Below are 15,897 nucleotides of genomic sequence, written 5' to 3'. Positions count from 1 at the left end.
CACCGTTGAGGGATCCCGACAGCCGGCCGACCCGTCTGCGCGGGGTCCGCCTCACCGGAGGGCAACCCACGGATCCGGCTGTGCCACGAGCTCATTCGGGCAGTCGCCGGAGGCGCCGCCCCGAGGGGCCGGCTTCCGAGTGGAACCGGCCACAGTGGAGGTGGGCGAAGTCGCGGCAGCGCCACCCGACTGCGCGGTACCGTTCGAATATGAAGGCCGTGGTGTGTTCCGAAGGCAAGCTGGAAGTCGCCGACATTCCGGCACCGAGGCCCGGACCGGGCCAGGTGCTGCTGTCGGTGTCGCGCTGCGGGATCTGCGGTTCGGATCTGCACGCCCGTCTGCACTGCGACGATCTCGCCGAGCTCGCGGCGGCGACCGGCTACCAGAACTTCATGCGATCCGATCAGCGTGTGGTGCTGGGCCACGAATTCTGCGGGGAGATAGTCGAATACGGCCCGGACTGCCGCAAACGATGGGCGCCCGGCACCCGGGTGGTGGCGCTGCCGATCATCCGTAACGGGCGCGAGCCGGAACTGACGGGGCTGTCGCAGCGGGCGCCCGGCGGCTACGCCGAGCAGGTGGTCGTCCAGGAGTCGATGACCTTTCCGGTTCCCAACGGACTGTCGACCGATCACGCGGCGCTGACCGAACCGATGGCGGTGGCCTGGCACGCGGTGCGCAAGGGGCGGGTGGGGCGCAAGCAGACGGCGTTCGTCGTCGGCTGCGGCCCGATCGGCCTGGCGGTGATCAGCATGCTGCGCGCCTCGGGCGTGAAGAACATTGTCGCCAGCGACTTCTCACCACGGCGGCGTGAGCTGGCCCGGCAGTGCGGCGCCAATGTGGTGGTCGATCCGGCATTGGAATCACCGTGGCAGGCCAATCCCGCCAAGGGCCGGATCTCCGGCGTCACCGATGTGCTCAACCTCGGCTTCGACGCCATGGCGCGGTTGCGCAGTGTGCCGAAACTGCCCTGGTGGTATCTGTTCCGCATCGCCCACACCCTCGATGCCGCACCGACCGGTCCGGTCGTCTTCGAATGTGTCGGCGTCCCCGGCATGATCGACCAGCTCCTCACCGCCGCGCCGCCCTCGACCCGGATCGTGGTGGTGGGGGTGTGCATGGAGGTCGACCGGTTCCGGCCCGCGATGGCGATCAACAAGGAGATCGAGCTCCGCTTCGCCTTCGGCTACGACCCCGGCGAATTCCGCGACACCCTGCATATGCTCGCGGACGGCAAGGTCGATCCCGCGCCGCTGATCACGGGCACGGTGGGGCTCAGCGGTGTGGACAACGCGTTCACCGCACTGGGCAGTCCGGACAAGCACGCGAAGATCCTCGTGGATCCGGGTAGTTCAGTGATCGAGGTGTGACGCTCAGCGATCGAGCATCGGAAAACGTCCGGAGTTCAGCAGGCGCGCGATCGCGTCGAGCCGCGCCGGCGGCAGCGCGTAGTCGGGATGGGCGCGAAAGACCGATGCGGCGTCGTGCAAGCCGATCATCTGCTGTTCGGCTCGTTCGGCGGTGCGGCCACCGGCCGCGACCGGATGGGCCGCCAGGGCCGGACGATTCGCGTCGATCCGGCCGCCGGCGATCGCGGCCGGCACCCGGCGGGCACAGCGGCACGGCCCCGCCGGATTCACCACACCGCAGGTGGCGTTCAGGAAGTTGCCGAGCCGAGTTCTGGCTCGCTCCAGCCGTTTCCGATAGGCGGCGGCGGTAATGTCGAGGATCCAGGCCGCCTCGGCGGAACTCAGTTCGAAGACGTCGGCGAGGACGAACGCGATCCGCTCGTCCCGGCTCAGACACTGCAGCATCGCCTGACTGCACCCCAAACGCACCTCCCGGGTGAGCACGGTCGCTTCCGGCCCCCGGTAGTCGTCGTCGGCGAGCCCGGCCAGCAAACTGTCGCCGAAGACGTCGAGATCCAGCCGGGCCGCCTCCTGCGGACTGCGACGCCGCAGATTCAGCAGATAGTTCACGCCGATGCGATACGCCCAGGTCGACAGCTTCGCCTCACCGCGCCAGCTCGCCAGATTGCCGACCACGCGCAGCAGGATCTCCTGCACCGCGTCCTCGGCGTCGACGGGACGGCCGGTCATGCGCAGGGCCAAGCGGTACAGCGGATCCTGCAGCGTTCGCACGACCTCGGTGATCGCGCCGCGGTCCCCCGCGACGGCGCGATCGACCAGTTCGGTAGCGCGTCTGTGCTCATCGGCGGGGTCGGCGGTCATCGACCGATCGTCCGGCGATCTCCCGGACCGCGCAACCGCACAGGTCATCGAGTGCTTGTCAGCTCCCCGGCCGAATCCCGCCGGGTGGTGAGCCCGTGACGGCTCACCCACTCGGCGACCGCCGTGCCGATGGCATCGGGCCGATCCTCGGGCGCGTGATGTCCGGCGGGGCCGATGTTCGCGACCTCCACCGCGGCGAATGTGCGCCGCGCCCAATCGATCGACTCCTGCCCGCCCATCCCGACACCGTTGTCCACAGCCATCACCAGCTTGGGGATATCCGGGGTCGCGGCCATCCAGCGGCCGTAGTCCTCGATCACGGCGACGACATCGGCCGGTTCGCCGTCGAGCGGTAATTCCCTCGGCCACACCAGCATCGGCAGCCGCGACTCCGGCGTCGGGTAGGGGGCTCGATACACATCCAGATCGGCCGGGGTCAGGCTCTTCGCGCCGAACGGAAGGTTGAACTCGATGAACATATTGTCCTGCAAGATCATTCGCTCCCCCTCGGGTGACCGGAAGCGCCGGAACAGATCCTGACCCTGTTGCGGCAGATCCGACCAGGCCAGCGGCCGCAGGAAGGTCTCCAGCACCGCGATCCCGCGCACCCGCTCGGGATGGCGCGCGGCCCGGTCCATGGCCAGTGCCCCACCCCAGTCGTGCCCGACGAGCACCACCTCGTCCAACTCCAGCTCATCGAACCAGGCATCGAGATAGCGAGCGTGATCGGCGAACCGATAGCCGCTGTCGGGCTTACCCGATTCCCCCATCCCGATCAGATCGGGCGCCAGCACGCGGGTCAGCGGATCGACATGCGGAATCACATTGCGCCACAGATAGGACGAGGTCGGATTGCCGTGCAGGAAGACCACGGGCACCGTACCCGCACCGGTGTCGCGGTAGGTCATGAAGGAATCGAGTGTCGTCACGGTGGGCATGATGTGTCCTCGGATGGGATCGTCGACCGACGGTTTTCGGTCCTTACATCCGGTTTCGACACCCGAGGGGGAGCGCTGTGACAGCTCGTCGCCGTGACCTACGTCACGTGCGACCACTCAGCTCCGGAAGCGTGGCGGTCGCCGGACCTGCTGCAGTGGCGCGGTCTCCGGTTCCCGCAACTGCACCACCAGACCTTCCGCGCTGCGGACCGCGGTCAGGCACGCGTTGGTGGTGAGCTGATCCGCGAGGGGGTGGCGGGCGCGGGCCCGCCATTTGTTCACCGCCGCGACGGCACGGGTGCGCAGCATGTCCGGTGCGGAATCCACGGGTAGTCCGAGCCGCAGATGCGGCGCGATCCCGGCTCCGCCGATCAGGCGATGCAACTCCGCGAGATCGTCGGCGGGCAGGGGCAGTTCGTCGGTGCGCAGTCGGCCGAGCAATCGGAGTTCCGCGAATCCGTGCACATCCGCCAACAGCCTGTGGATGCGCGGTAGCAACTCGTCGGCACGAGTTCCCGGGTGCGCGGCCACGATGCGCGCGACCGCGGTCAGCGCCGAATGCGCCTTCAACTGATCGGCGCGCTGCGCGAATTGGGTATCGAGCACCGATCGCAACTCGTCCACACCGCTGCGCTGCGCCAATTCCGCCGCCAATGCGGCGGAATCGCGGACACCGAGCCGGATCAGGGTCACGGCCATCCGAATGCCGAACAGACCGAAGCGGGCGGCGAGGTGGGCGCGCAGTCGCGCCGGCACCGGCAGCGGCAGCTCCGGGTGCGAGAACCGGTCGGCCGACAGCAGCGCGACGCTCAGGTCCTCGGTCGACACACCGGCCAAGGCCTCGAAGGCATCGAATTCGCGTTGACGCAAGGTCGCGGCCGCGAAGGCGAGCAGGCCCGCGACCGGAATCACCTCCTGGCACAGGCCCGTTCGCTCCAGTTCGGTGGCGAAGCGGGCCGATACCTCCCGGGCCGAATGCAGGGCGTCGATACGGCCCGCACCGATCTCGTCCGCGCGGGAGACCACCCCGATCACTCCCAACGGACCCGAGATACCCTGCTGCTCTTCGTGTCCCGCACCGATGCGCTCGAGGAATCCGATATCGGCGGCGTCGAGGCGGCGCAGCAGATACACCACCGCGTCGGCCTCGGGCAGCGCCACCGCGGCATCCGGCTCCGGGGCGAGCAGCGTGGAGGTGCGCAGCGACACCTCACGCGACAGCGAGGACGTCCCCGGCGTATCGATGATGGTGGTCCGGGCCAGAGTGGCCGTCGGCCATTGCACGTCCAGGTGGTCGACCTCGTGATCGCCGGCGGTATTCCAGCGCAGAGCCGACAGATCGAAGCTCAGCCCGTGCGCACCGGGCAGGCCGTCGGCACCGGGTGTGCGGCGTACCGCCACATCGGCGTGCGCGCCGTCCGCGGCCAGGGCCGTCACCCGTGGCGCCGAACCGTGCCGGTACCAGGTCACCATCCGAGTGCACTCGGTGGCATCGGTCGGGGCGATGTCCTGACCCACCAGTGCGTTGAGCAACGTCGACTTTCCGGCTTTGAGCTGACCGGCCAGCGCCACGCGCAGCGGTTGTTCGAGGCGCCGCGCACAGTCGCCGAGCAGCCGCGCCGGGGCCGAATGCGGCGCGAAGGCCTGCCGCGCGGCCGCGACCAACAGGTGCGCTTCGCCCGCGATCCCGGGCGCCCGGTCGCTGACCTGGTAACTCACGCCGCTACGGTACCCGAGCGGGCCGGCGCCGCCGCCCGGGCGGCGGCGCCACCACTCGTTTCCCGGTGGGCACGGCCGGCTCAGGACGCGGGGGCGCTCGGCAGTACGGAGTCGGCGTAGCGCCGCAGTTCGGCCACCACCCGCAGCTGCCGATCGAGTTCCGCGCACCGCTGGTCGCGCTGCGCGGTCTCCACACCGGCCGCGTCCTGCGCGCCCTGCAGCGAATCGTTGATCGACCGCAGACTGCGATCGGCGATACCGGTGAAGTGATCGCGCAGGATGCGATGGATGCGGTGCAGGCGATCGCGGGACTCCTTACCCGCTTCGAAGCTCACGTCGTCGAGATAGCGGCGCACCGCCCCCTTCGCCTCGCTGCGGCGCCGGGCCAGCCGTTCCCGCTTGTCGTCGCGGAAGGCCTTGCTACCCAGCAGAACTCCCGCACCCAGCGACACCGGGTTGATCAAGGCCAGTCCGGCGACGGTACTGGCCAGCCCGACCATCACCATGCCGCCGTAGGAACCGCGCATTCCGACGAGCAGTTTGTGCCCGAGGCCGAGATCGGGTTCGAGATCGGCGAGCGTCACCGCGGCCACCCGTGTCTCGCCGGCCGCGGATCCGGACCGCACCGAGGGCAGATCCACCGCACCGAATTCGAGGAAATGGGCGGCCACCCGCTCGGCGAGATGGATCGCGCGCTGGTGGGTCCACAGCAGGTTGTCGCCGACAGCGGTGTCGGTGGTCTGCGTCAGCCACTGCTCGAGCTGCTCCCACAGCCGGCCCGGATCGTTGTCGTCGATCCAGTCCTCGGCTGTTCTGCCGATGGTGCGCAACCGATCTCGAAGATCGTGGTCGATATCGCCGGCCAGATCGGTGATGCCGTCGCCGAGGGTCTGCTGCCAGGCCGCCGTGCGGCGATGCAGATCCTCCGCCTGCGCCTTCGCGGTTCGCAGTTCCCGGATGGCCGCCGCACCGCGCGCGGGGTCGCGCAACGCGACCAGTTCGCTGCTGAGCGCCAGCGCGAGATGTTCGGCGGCGGCGGAGATGTCGAGTGCCACCGCGCGCCGGGCGGCGGCCTGATCCCGCGCCACCACCTGTTCGCGCAGGAAATCGAACAGCACCCCGAATCCGGATTCACGGCCCAGCTGTTGATCCTGCAGGCGCACCGCATGACTGCGCAGCACCGACGACACCGGAACGATCGGCAGCACCAGCCGATGTCGCTCCAGATGGGATCGGTCCGCCTCGAGCACCTGACGCCAGTGCGGGTACAGATCGATCTTGCTCAGGACCAGCGCCACCGCGGGGCACAACTGCCGCACCTGGCGCAGGAACTCGACCTCGGGTTCGGTGAGTTCGGTGGACGCGTCCGACAGCACGAGCACCGCGTCGGCCGCCGGAGCGAGCGCGAGCACCGCCGCCGACGTGGCCGTCGCATGGCCGCCGACCGGCGGGGTGTCGATGACGACGACGCCGTCGGCCAGCAGCGGATTCGGCAGCTCGACCTCCACCCGCAGCACCCGGCCGTGTGGCGACCGCGCGCCGACGGCGCGAATCTCCTCGAGCGGCACCGGTATTCGCCGGAGATCGCGCTCGTCACCCGAGGCGCCCGCGATCACCAGCTGCGCGCGGGCCTGGGAACCGTGCGCGAGCACGATCGGCACCGTGGTCGTCGCATCGTCGCCCACCGGGCTGATCTCGAGATTCAGCAGGGCGTTGACGAATTGACTCTTGCCCTGATTGCCCAAGCCCGCCACCACGATCCGGCGGCGGGGATCGCGGATCCGGTCGGCCAGCACCTCGAGCCGGCCGACCAGATCGTCGCGATCGGCGGCACGGGCGGCGGCGATGGTTTCGGCGAGAATGCGCGACAGCGGCGAGGCCGGTGCCTCCGCGGTATCCGCCGCGACCACAGTGTTCATATCCGTTGCCACCCGATCCCTTTCGTCGTCCGCACGGTGATCAGTGCAGGAATCCGCCGGTGATGTCACCGGCGGCATGGGTATCGGTGACCGTCGACGCATGACCGGAGGTATCGCCGAACAGGCCCGAATCCGCGTGCCCCGCAGTGTCGATGCCGCCACCGAGCGAGCTGTGGGCACTTCCCGACAGCGTGCTGTCGATACCGGATCCGAAGGCATGGGAGACGTCCACGCCCGACCAGGTCCCGGCTGAGCCGCCCAGTGCGGAATCGCCGCCCGGCCCGGCGTGCGCGGTGCTCGCGGCCGTCGATCCCAGATCGCCGCTCGCCGAGCTCGCGGCGGACGACGCGGCATCGCCGACCGAGTGCAGCCCGGCCCCGGCCGCACTCGACAGCGCCGACGAGGTATCGGTTCCGGCATGCAGCCCGGAATCGGCCGAGCCGGACAGGTTCGTCGACAGTCCACCGCCGAACCCCGACAACGCGGTCGATGCGTCGGCACCGGTGTGCAGAGCCGAATCGGCCGAGCCGGACAGCGAACTCGACAGGTCACCGGCCGAATGCAGACCCGATGCGGCAGTGCCCGACAGCGATGTGGAGAGATCACCGGCGGTGTGCGCGCCCGCCGCCGTACCACCGGACAGCGCACCGGACAGGGCGGAACCGATCTGCGAACCGCCGTCGATCCCGCCCTGCACCCCGCTGGTCAGGCCGGTCTCGAGCCCGGTGGAACCGGTCGCCGCCGCACCCAGCCCGGCATTCGCGGCACCGTCCAGCACGGCGCCCACATCCGTGCCGGCCTGTGCGGCGCCGCCGAGAGCAGCGCCGAGATCGCCGACCTGCGTGGCGCCGTTCAGCACGCCGCCCAGTCCCGCACCGGCCGCGGCAACGGCGGCTCCGGACAGACTCGTCTCGAGTCCCGCGCCCAGCCCGGTTCCGGCGCCGAGCGCGCCACCGATCCCCGCACCGGCCGCACCGCCGAGTGCGGCACCGAGACCCGCACCGGCCTGGGCCGCGCCTTCGAAGGCGCTGCCCACCTGCGCGCCCAGCCCGGCGCCCGCCTGTGCGGCACCGCTGAGCGCGCCACCCAGCTGCGCGCCGAGGCCGGCGCCGGTATCCGCGGCAACGTCGATTCCGGACTGGATACCGGCGCTGAGCTCGGCGGACAGGTTCGCACCCGCTTGGGTGACGGCATCGGCGACGCCGGTCGCTCCGGCCGAGAGACCGAGGTCTATTCCGACCTGCCCGGACCCGGACACCGCGGTGCCCAGGCCGACCGCGACTCCGGTCAGCGCTCCGAGCCCCGCGGTGAGACCGGCTTCGAGCCCGGCACCGACCGACGCCGCGGCACCGAGTCCGGTGGCCAGGCCCGCGCCTAGATCCGCCCCCAGGCCGCCGCCCGCCCCGAGCCCGATGCCCAGTCCGGTCCCGGCTTCGATGCCGGTCTCACCACCGAGCGCGGCACCCGCGCCCAGATTGGCCTCGGTGGTCGCGGCCGCGGTACCGCCGGCGCCGGCCGCGACGCCCGCACCACCGCCCGCCGCCACGATGGCCGCCAGCTGCGAGCCGCCCGTGACCAGGGCGGATTCGGCGACCATCGGCGCGACGGCGGCGATGTCCTCCGGCGTCACGGCCTCCAGTCCGGCCGCGCACAGCGATTCGGATGGATTCGCGCAGTAGCCGACCGCGGCCTCGTGGTCGCGGAGCAACGTGAGGATGAATTCGAGAATGGCGTTGGGGGTCATCGCAGATCGTCTCCTGGATCGGCGGACCATCGGGCGATCCGCAGCAGTCGAATTGCCTTTCACGCTAAGAACGCCCGGCGTTACGTGAATCGGGGTGAATCCCTCAATTTCCACAATGGGCGCGATAGGGGAATCCGCGACATTAGGGGAATTTCCCTGAACCTCGCGGATCGGCGGTAACGCCCGCACTCCGGCAACCGACACCGGTGTTAGGTCGTGACGACCGCGAATTTCAACGACAGGGGTTCCCGAATGACTCAGGGCCTGACGCTCGGCATCACGGTCGGGTCGTCGCGCACAGTGGCCGCGACCGGCTCCGCGACCGCGAGCGCCGACCCGGAAAATATCTCTGTTCACATTCGCCGGCATCGCGCCGGATCGATGCCGGAATTGTCGGAGAATGTGTTGTCCCGCGTGGGCGATCCGGTCGACATCCTGCTGCCCGACGGTTCCTCGGTTGCCGCCGCCGATCTCGTGGCGGACACGATCAGCCAGGTCGTGGCCGATTTCGATCCGGTGTCCGCGGTCGCCACCGTGCCCGCGTGGTGGTCGGCGCACACCGTCGAGGCCCAACGGCAGGCACTCGCGCGGGCCGGATCCGATGCGGTGGTACTGGTCCCGGAACCTCTCGCCGCACTGCGCCGGGCCGAAGCCCGGACCGCACTCCCGCCCGAGACCCCGGTGGTCGTCTACGATCTCGGCGCGACCGGCACGACGGTGTCGGTGGTGGGTTCGGGCCCACACTCGGGCCTACTCGGCGAGCCTGTTCGCGCGACCGGCATCTCCGGCGCGGAATTCGATCTCCTGACCATGCGCTACGTGCTGGCAAACGCGTTGGGAGAAAGGGATTTCGACCCCTTCGACCCGGTTGTCGAACAAGAATTGGCGGTCCTCAGAAACCGTTGCGCCGCCGCCAAACACCACCTTTCCGCCAATACCGCGACGACCGTCCCGGTGCGGCTGGCCGGCACCGCCCGTGACGTCCGGCTGGTCCGCGACGAGTGGGAGGACCTGCTCCGCGCCCCGCTGACCGAATCGATGGCGCTCGTGCACGAGGCGGTACGGCGGGCGGGTATCGGCATCGACGAGGTCGGGCGAATCCTGCTCACCGGCGGTGGCGCCTCGATCGGCCTGCTGACCGAGGTGGTCTCCGGCGCATTCGCCGTTCCCCTGGCCCCGATCGACGATCCCGGATCGATCAGCGCGCGCGGCGCCGCGCTGCTCGCCGCGGATCTGTGGTCCGAAACCGAAGCCGCCACCCCGGCGACACAGGCGCTGGCGGTCTCGGAAAGCGCCATCCCGCAGATCGTTTCGGATGAGGTCCAGACGACGGCGCCGGCCCCGATCGACGCCCGGACCACGATCGAACCGCCGCCTGCCGATACCGCCGCCCCGGGCGGTTCCGGCCGGTGGCGGCGAGCCACCTTCCTCGCCGGAGCCGCGATCGCGGTGGGTGCGCTCGCGACCGGGACCCTGGCCTTGGGCACCGCGAGTGGCCCCTCGTCGACACCCGCGCCCGCGGCGGCCACCTCGGTGGCGCCCACGACCGCCTCCGCACACTCGGCCGTTGCGGGGGTCGTTCCCGTGCAGGATGCGAAATCCGGTGCGCCGCAGGTCGATTCGTCCGGCCGGAACCCCTCCGTCCCAGGTGCCGCCGCGCCCAACGCGGCGACGGTGAACACCCCGGCGGCCGATGGCCCGGGCACCGTGGCGGCGCCGAACGCGGCGGCGCCCGCCCCCGCGGCGGACGTGCCGGCGCAGAACGCACCCGCTCCCAACGCACCCGCACCGAACTCGCCGTCACCGCAGTCGCCCCCGCAGACGGCCGCACAACCGCCATCGGTGCCGTCGGCGCCGTCGGCGCCCTCCCAGCCCTCGCAACCGAGTGCGCCCGGCAGTTCGCTGGGCAACACCCTGAACAACGGGTTGGACCAGGTCGGCAACACCGTCGGCACCGTGTTGCAGGTGCCGGGCAAAGTGCTCCCACACCAGGACAACTGAGGAAACGAGGACCGTGGCCGGTACCGTGACGCTCGCACTCGGCGCCCTGCCCGGCGCCCGCGACATTCTTCGTGAGCTGGATTCGGAGTCTCCGGATCCGCTCGTCTATCTGATCCGGGGCCGCTGCGGTACCGGGAAGTCGGAGTTGCTCGCCGCCATCCGGAATCGATTGCGCCGCCGGGGTATCGGCTGCCGCGACGACGCGAGCGCGACGACACCCGCGGACGCCAACTCCGCGGTCATCGTCGACGATGCCCACACCCTGGACCAGTTCCAGATGGACAAACTGTTGGCCGCGGTGGAATCGGATTCCCGCACCCTGATCATCGCCACCCGGCCGCAGCCGCACGACACCGCGCTGCGCGCCCTGTCCGATGCGGTGTCGCGGCGCGGCCGGATTCTCGAGCTCCGCCCGCTGAGCTTCTCCGATATCGGCCCGTTCGCACGGGAATTGGGAATGACGGTGCCGCGTCCGGTCGTCGAACACGTCCACCGGCTCACCGGCGGCATTCCGGGCGGCGTGACCGCGGCGCTCACCGCTGCCTGCGCCGCCCGGATGGACGGCGGTATCGAGGCGGTCGAGGAGGCGGTAACCGCCTGGGCGCGCACTCTTCTCGACGACACCGAACCTCGGCTACTGGAGGTTCTCGCCGTCGCCACCACCGGCGCCGGTCTGGATCCCGGCGAACTGGCCGACGTGCTCGCCATCGACGAGGACGTCGCGATCGGATTCGTCGACCGGGCCCGTGCCGGCGCCCTGATCACCGATGCCGACCTGCTGCTGGCGCCGGCCATCGAACCGCTGCGCACCCTGGTCGGCGAGCGGCGCTTCGTGTCGATCCAGCGACGTCTGCTCGCCGCCCGGCTGGAGTCCGGCCTGCTGCGCGACCACACCGCGCTGTTGCTCGCCGAATCCGGTGTGCGCGATGACCGACTCGCCGAATTCCTGCGTGCCGCGGCCGAGAACGCCGGCGACGAGGCGAGCCGCTACTACACCGCGGCGGTCGCGGGAGGCTATCCCGCCCAGGCGATCGCGATCCCGCGCGCGACCGCGGCGGTGCGTGCCGGTGACGACGAGGGGGCCCTGCGCTTGGCCGAGCCGGTCCTGGACGCCGACGACACCACCGATGCGCAACTGTCGGCCGCCGTGCGGATCTGCGCGAACATCCAGGCCCGGCGCGGACTGGTCGATCGCGCGGCGCACCTGTACTCCTGGCTCGCCGCGACCCGCTCCGACGCGGATCGCAGCGATGCCGCGGCGGTGTTCTACTTGCGTGGCGCGGCCGACGAGGCGATCGCGGCCTCGGGCGCGGCGGCACAGCGGCCCCCGACCGAGACCAATACCCGTGCCGACCGCTTCACCACCGCACTGGCACAGACGGTCACCGGACGATCCCGCGGTGCGGCAACCGCTGCCGCGGCCGCCCTCATCCAGCTCGCCCGCACCGAGACGATCGCGGACCGGATGCTGCCGTGCCCACCGGTGACGGCCGCGACCCTGCTCTGCCTGAGCATGGGCGAGCCGCGCCGCGCCGCCGACGCGCTGCGTGACGCGCATCCCGCCGATCCACCGGTCCGGGTCCTGACGGCGTGGACGGCGATGCTCGGCGGTGACGAACAGCTCGCCGCCGAGACCCTGGTCGGCCTGGCACCCGAGACGCTGCCACCGCGCGATCGTCTGCTCGCACATGGTGTCCGGGTGGGTCTCGCCCGCCGCGCCGGTGATCCGGGCGTCCTGCAGCGGGCCTGGGAAGCGGCCCTGCCGACCTGCGACGAGGTCGATGTCGATCTGCCCGCACTGTTGCCGATCGGGGAACTCTGGCTGGCCGGTATCCGGCTCGGCGATCAGGAGCGGATGAACCGGCTGGTGGAGGCGGCACGAGAGGTGTTGCACCGCTGCGGTAATCCGCCGGCCTGGGCGAACGTCTTCCACTGGTACGAACTGCAGGCGGCCATCGCGCACGAGCGCCCCGACGAACTGATACCGCCGGCGCGCCGGTTGAAATCCGCTGCGCAGGAGGGTGATCCACACGCCGCGATCCTGGCCGACGCCGGACGCACCTGGGTGCTGGTCCTGCGCGGCGAGGTCGCCGAGGATCGGGTGACCGCGGCGGTGCGGCGGCTGGCGGCGATCGGGATGGTCTGGGATGCCGCCCGGCTGGCCAGCGAGGCGGCCCTGAGTTCCCGGGATCCCGCGACGGCCACCGCACTGCTGAAGCTCGCTCGCACAGTCCGCGCCGACGCCCGGCCGTCCGCGGTGCCCGATCGGGCGCTCGCACCCGACGGGGCTCCCGCCGATTCGGCCGTGTCCGTACTCAGCGACCGCGAACGCGAGGTCGCCGAGCTGGTCCTGCTGGGCCTTACCTACCGTGAGATCGGCGCTCGGCTGTACATCTCGGCGAAGACGGTGGAGCATCATGTCGCGCGGATCCGGCGTCGGATCGGGGCCGGATCCCGGTCGGAGCTATTGTCGATGCTTCGCGCAATGGGGCACGGTTCGCCTGCCGTGTGATTCCCGCGCTCGAGACACCGAAGCGAGGTATTGACGATGGCCACAGGGGTGGGCCTGCGGATCGCCGAGGACGAGTGCATCGCGGCGATAGTCGCCAGTGGTGGCGAATCCGATGACACACCCGAACCCCTGTACATCACCCGCGAGTCGGTTCTGCACATGTCCGACGACGGGGATACCGCGCTCGGTGGTGAGGCGCCCCCGGGCCATTCCCACTCGATCACCGGATTCGTCCGCGCTGTGGGCGATCCCGCCGGTATCCCGGTGGACGCGGGTGAGGCCTACCGTGCCGAGGATCTGCTCGCGACCGCCATCTTCTGCCTGATCAACCTGGCCGCCGATCATTTGAACGGACCGGCGGAGTTCTACGCGACCCACCCGGCCGACTGGCCGCCCGAGCATATTCGCGGTGTGCGCGAGGCCCTGGACTACCTGGGCCTGCGCTCGGTGGTCCTGGTAAGCGAGGGCGATCTGCCGGCGGCCGAGGACGGCCGAGGCCACGCCCGCGATGCCGCCCGCGCCGCCTTGGCCGCGGTCCTGTCGACCCCGGCCGGCGCCACCCCACCCGATCCGGCCGGCGCCGAGAACGCGCTGGTGGTCACCGATGTCCTGCCCGCGGTACCGGCGCCCGCCGCCACCGCGCAGGCATATTCGGCGGCGATTCCGGTGCCGCAGGAAACACCCGTACCGGAGCCGATGACCGTCGCGGCCACCAAGGCGGCCCCGGCGGAGGTACCGGCCGAACCGAAGAAGAATCGCCGCACCCCGCTGCTGATCGCCGCGGCCGCCGCACTGGTGGGCCTGGCCCTCGGCGGGGTCGCCGCCGCTGTACTGCTGCCCGGGGACACCGCGTCACAGCAGCCCGGCACCTCGGTCTCCGGTGAGGCCGAGGCGCACCCGTCGATCACCACCACCGTCCAGGCGCCACCCCCGCCCCCGCCGCCGGCCACCGCGGTCGCACCGGAACCGGCGGCGCCGGAATACACCGAGGCGCCGACGACCACCACCACGCCGGCACCCCCGCCGACGAGCACCGTCGGCCGGACTCCGACCACCACACCGGAATCCACCACCCGGCAGCGGCCCTCCACCCGACCGCGAACCACCACGACCACCCCCGACCCGTTCGATTCGGTACCGGGCTTCGAGTGGCCGTCGGGTGTTCCGGAACCGTGGAAATCAACTCCCTGATGGTTTCGTAGCGAAACTCACGCCGTTGTGCCCTAAAGTGATGCGCTGACCGGTCGTAGGCGTACTACCCGCCGGAGGAGCGGTCTGCTTGATCGTCGAGGGCTGTTGCCACCCAATGGTTTACCGCCCACGGGTGGCCGGCACGAAATGTGCCTGACGAAGGGACTCCATGCGCAAGTTGGCGGCGCGTCGCGCCAAGGTCGGACGCGCCTCGGTGGCACGCGCGTCGGTGAAAGCAGCGGCTGCCGCCCTCGCTTCGGCCCTTCTTCTCGGCCCGTGGATCGCCACCTCGCCGGCCCTCGCGGATCCGGCCGTGGCCCAGCTGCCCGCCGATCAGCTGCCGCCCGAACTGGTGCAGGCCATCGGCCGCGATCTGAAGATGTCGCCCGCCGAATATCTGGACCGCGCCGCCCGCGCACAGCAATTGCGTGACTACGCCCACGGATTCCGCTCCGAACATCCCGAAGCCTTCGCCGGTGCCTGGATGGGCGCCGACGGTAAGCCCATCATGGCGGTCACCTCACTCGACGCCGCCCGGATCGCCAACTCCGCCGGTTATCAGACCCGCTTGGCGCCGATTTCGGCCGATAATCTGGAGACCTCGCTCGATCAGCTGGTCAAGTGGGTCGGCGGGCTGCCGCGCGAGCTGTCGTCCGGAATCAACTCGGTCGCCATCGATTTCCTGAACAGCCAGCTCGTACTGACCATGGCCAACACACCCGCCGGACATCTGCTGAACCTGCCGACCCTGATCGCCAACATCAAGGTCGTACTGTCGCCGGACGGCGGCGGTCCGGTCGAACACCGCCCGATGGGGGGTGACACCTACATCAGCGCTCCCACCTCCCTCGACGATTCCGCGTTGAAGTCGGTGGATGTGTGCTCGTTCGGATTCAACAGCGTCGACGCCGCCGGGAACGCGCTGAATATCAGTGCCGGACACTGCGATCCGAACCTGGGCAAGGGCGACGGCACGGCCGGTGTCTATCTGCCCAATGTGCGCAATCTGAAGGCCAGCCAGCAGTTCGGCACCTTCGTCAAGGCGCAACTGGGCGGCAATACCGGACTCGACTACTCGGTGATCAAACTCAACGACAAGGCCGTGGGCGCGGGGATGGACCAGCCGTCGGTGCGCGGCGCCAACGGCACCACCGTGACGGTCACCGGCACCGCCGAGCCGATCACCGGCGCTCCGATCTGCAAGTCCGGCCAGTCCTCGACGTTCACCTGCGGTTACGTGGTCGCCGATCGGGTCGAGACACAGTTGTTCACCACGGAGGGCGAATCCAAGACGGTCCGCGGTTTCGCGAGTTCGGCCTGCACCCTCGGCGGTGACAGCGGCGGCGCCATCGTCTCGGGCACCCTCGCCCTGGGTATCACCAGCGGTTCCAACGCCGCCGACGCACCCGATTGCCGGTCCGCGAACATGGATCTGGCGGCCTACGGCGGTACCGCGACGCTGGGCATCCCGATCCGGCAGATCCTCACCGATATCGACGCCAATTCCGGCGGCGGGCTCGGCTCGGGAATCACCGTCCGGACGCGGCCGAACGCCGGCTGATTCCGGGGTCGCGCGGCTGGTCTACCGGTGATGTCGCGTGCCCGCATATCCGGTACTCCGGGTGTGGTTACGGCCGAACTC

Annotated in this window: 10 protein-coding genes; 5 read left to right on the top strand and 5 right to left on the bottom strand. The window is 70.4% G+C overall.

The features are described from left to right. Window positions 1-209: 209 nt before the first annotated feature. Window positions 210-1,370: a zinc-binding dehydrogenase gene (locus tag LKD76_RS02440; RefSeq protein ID WP_227979292.1), complete on the top strand. Its 1,161-nt coding sequence runs from the start codon at window positions 210-212 to the stop codon at window positions 1,368-1,370. Window positions 1,371-1,373: 3 nt separating this feature from the next. On the opposite strand, the gene LKD76_RS02435 is transcribed toward LKD76_RS02440, so the two are convergent. The 5 genes from LKD76_RS02435 to LKD76_RS02415 all read right to left on the bottom strand — a co-directional run bounded on the left by LKD76_RS02435 (window position 1,374) and on the right by LKD76_RS02415 (window position 8,551). Continuing rightward, a complete protein-coding gene (locus tag LKD76_RS02435; RefSeq protein ID WP_227979291.1) occupies window positions 1,374-2,231 on the bottom strand; it encodes an RNA polymerase sigma factor in 858 nt (285 codons plus the stop codon). A 44-nt stretch (window positions 2,232-2,275) separates the two neighbouring features. Continuing rightward, window positions 2,276-3,169 carry a haloalkane dehalogenase gene (locus tag LKD76_RS02430; protein ID WP_227979290.1) on the bottom strand — a complete coding sequence of 298 codons (894 nt, stop codon included), beginning with the start codon at window positions 3,167-3,169 and terminating at the stop codon, window positions 2,276-2,278. A gap of 117 nt (window positions 3,170-3,286) precedes the next feature. Beyond that, the gene (locus LKD76_RS02425; RefSeq protein WP_227979289.1) at window positions 3,287-4,888 is read right to left on the bottom strand and encodes a dynamin family protein; all 1,602 of its coding nucleotides are present in this window, start codon (window positions 4,886-4,888) and stop codon (window positions 3,287-3,289) included. 80 nt (window positions 4,889-4,968) lie between these two features. Then, the gene (locus tag LKD76_RS02420; RefSeq protein WP_227979288.1) at window positions 4,969-6,807 is read right to left on the bottom strand and encodes a dynamin family protein; all 1,839 of its coding nucleotides are present in this window, start codon (window positions 6,805-6,807) and stop codon (window positions 4,969-4,971) included. Between the two features lie 40 nt (window positions 6,808-6,847). Then, window positions 6,848-8,551 (bottom strand): IniB N-terminal domain-containing protein, encoded by a 1,704-nt coding sequence (locus tag LKD76_RS02415; protein ID WP_227979287.1) that lies wholly within the window; start codon window positions 8,549-8,551, stop codon window positions 6,848-6,850. A gap of 252 nt (window positions 8,552-8,803) precedes the next feature. On the opposite strand from LKD76_RS02415, the gene LKD76_RS02410 reads away from it, so the two are divergent. The 4 genes from LKD76_RS02410 (at window position 8,804) to LKD76_RS02395 (ending at window position 15,816) form a co-directional block, all read left to right on the top strand. Continuing rightward, complete coding sequence (locus LKD76_RS02410; RefSeq protein WP_227979286.1) at window positions 8,804-10,552, top strand: Hsp70 family protein; 1,749 nt, start codon at window positions 8,804-8,806, stop codon at window positions 10,550-10,552. Between the two features lie 13 nt (window positions 10,553-10,565). Continuing rightward, window positions 10,566-13,064, top strand: a complete 2,499-nt coding sequence (locus LKD76_RS02405; protein WP_227979285.1) for a LuxR C-terminal-related transcriptional regulator — start codon at window positions 10,566-10,568, stop codon at window positions 13,062-13,064. 36 nt (window positions 13,065-13,100) lie between these two features. Then, the gene (locus LKD76_RS02400) at window positions 13,101-14,255 is read left to right on the top strand and encodes a hypothetical protein (RefSeq protein WP_227979284.1); all 1,155 of its coding nucleotides are present in this window, start codon (window positions 13,101-13,103) and stop codon (window positions 14,253-14,255) included. Window positions 14,256-14,424: 169 nt separating this feature from the next. After that, entirely contained in the window at window positions 14,425-15,816 is a 1,392-nt protein-coding gene (locus LKD76_RS02395; RefSeq protein ID WP_227979283.1) for a S1 family peptidase, read from the top strand. The last annotated feature ends 81 nt before the right edge of the window (window positions 15,817-15,897 follow it).

This window comes from Nocardia spumae (genome assembly GCF_020733635.1).
GTDB classification, from domain to species: Bacteria; Actinomycetota; Actinomycetes; order Mycobacteriales; family Mycobacteriaceae; genus Nocardia; species Nocardia spumae.
Note: the sequence above shows the minus strand (reverse complement) of the source record. Positions and strands in the feature narration are given on the sequence as shown.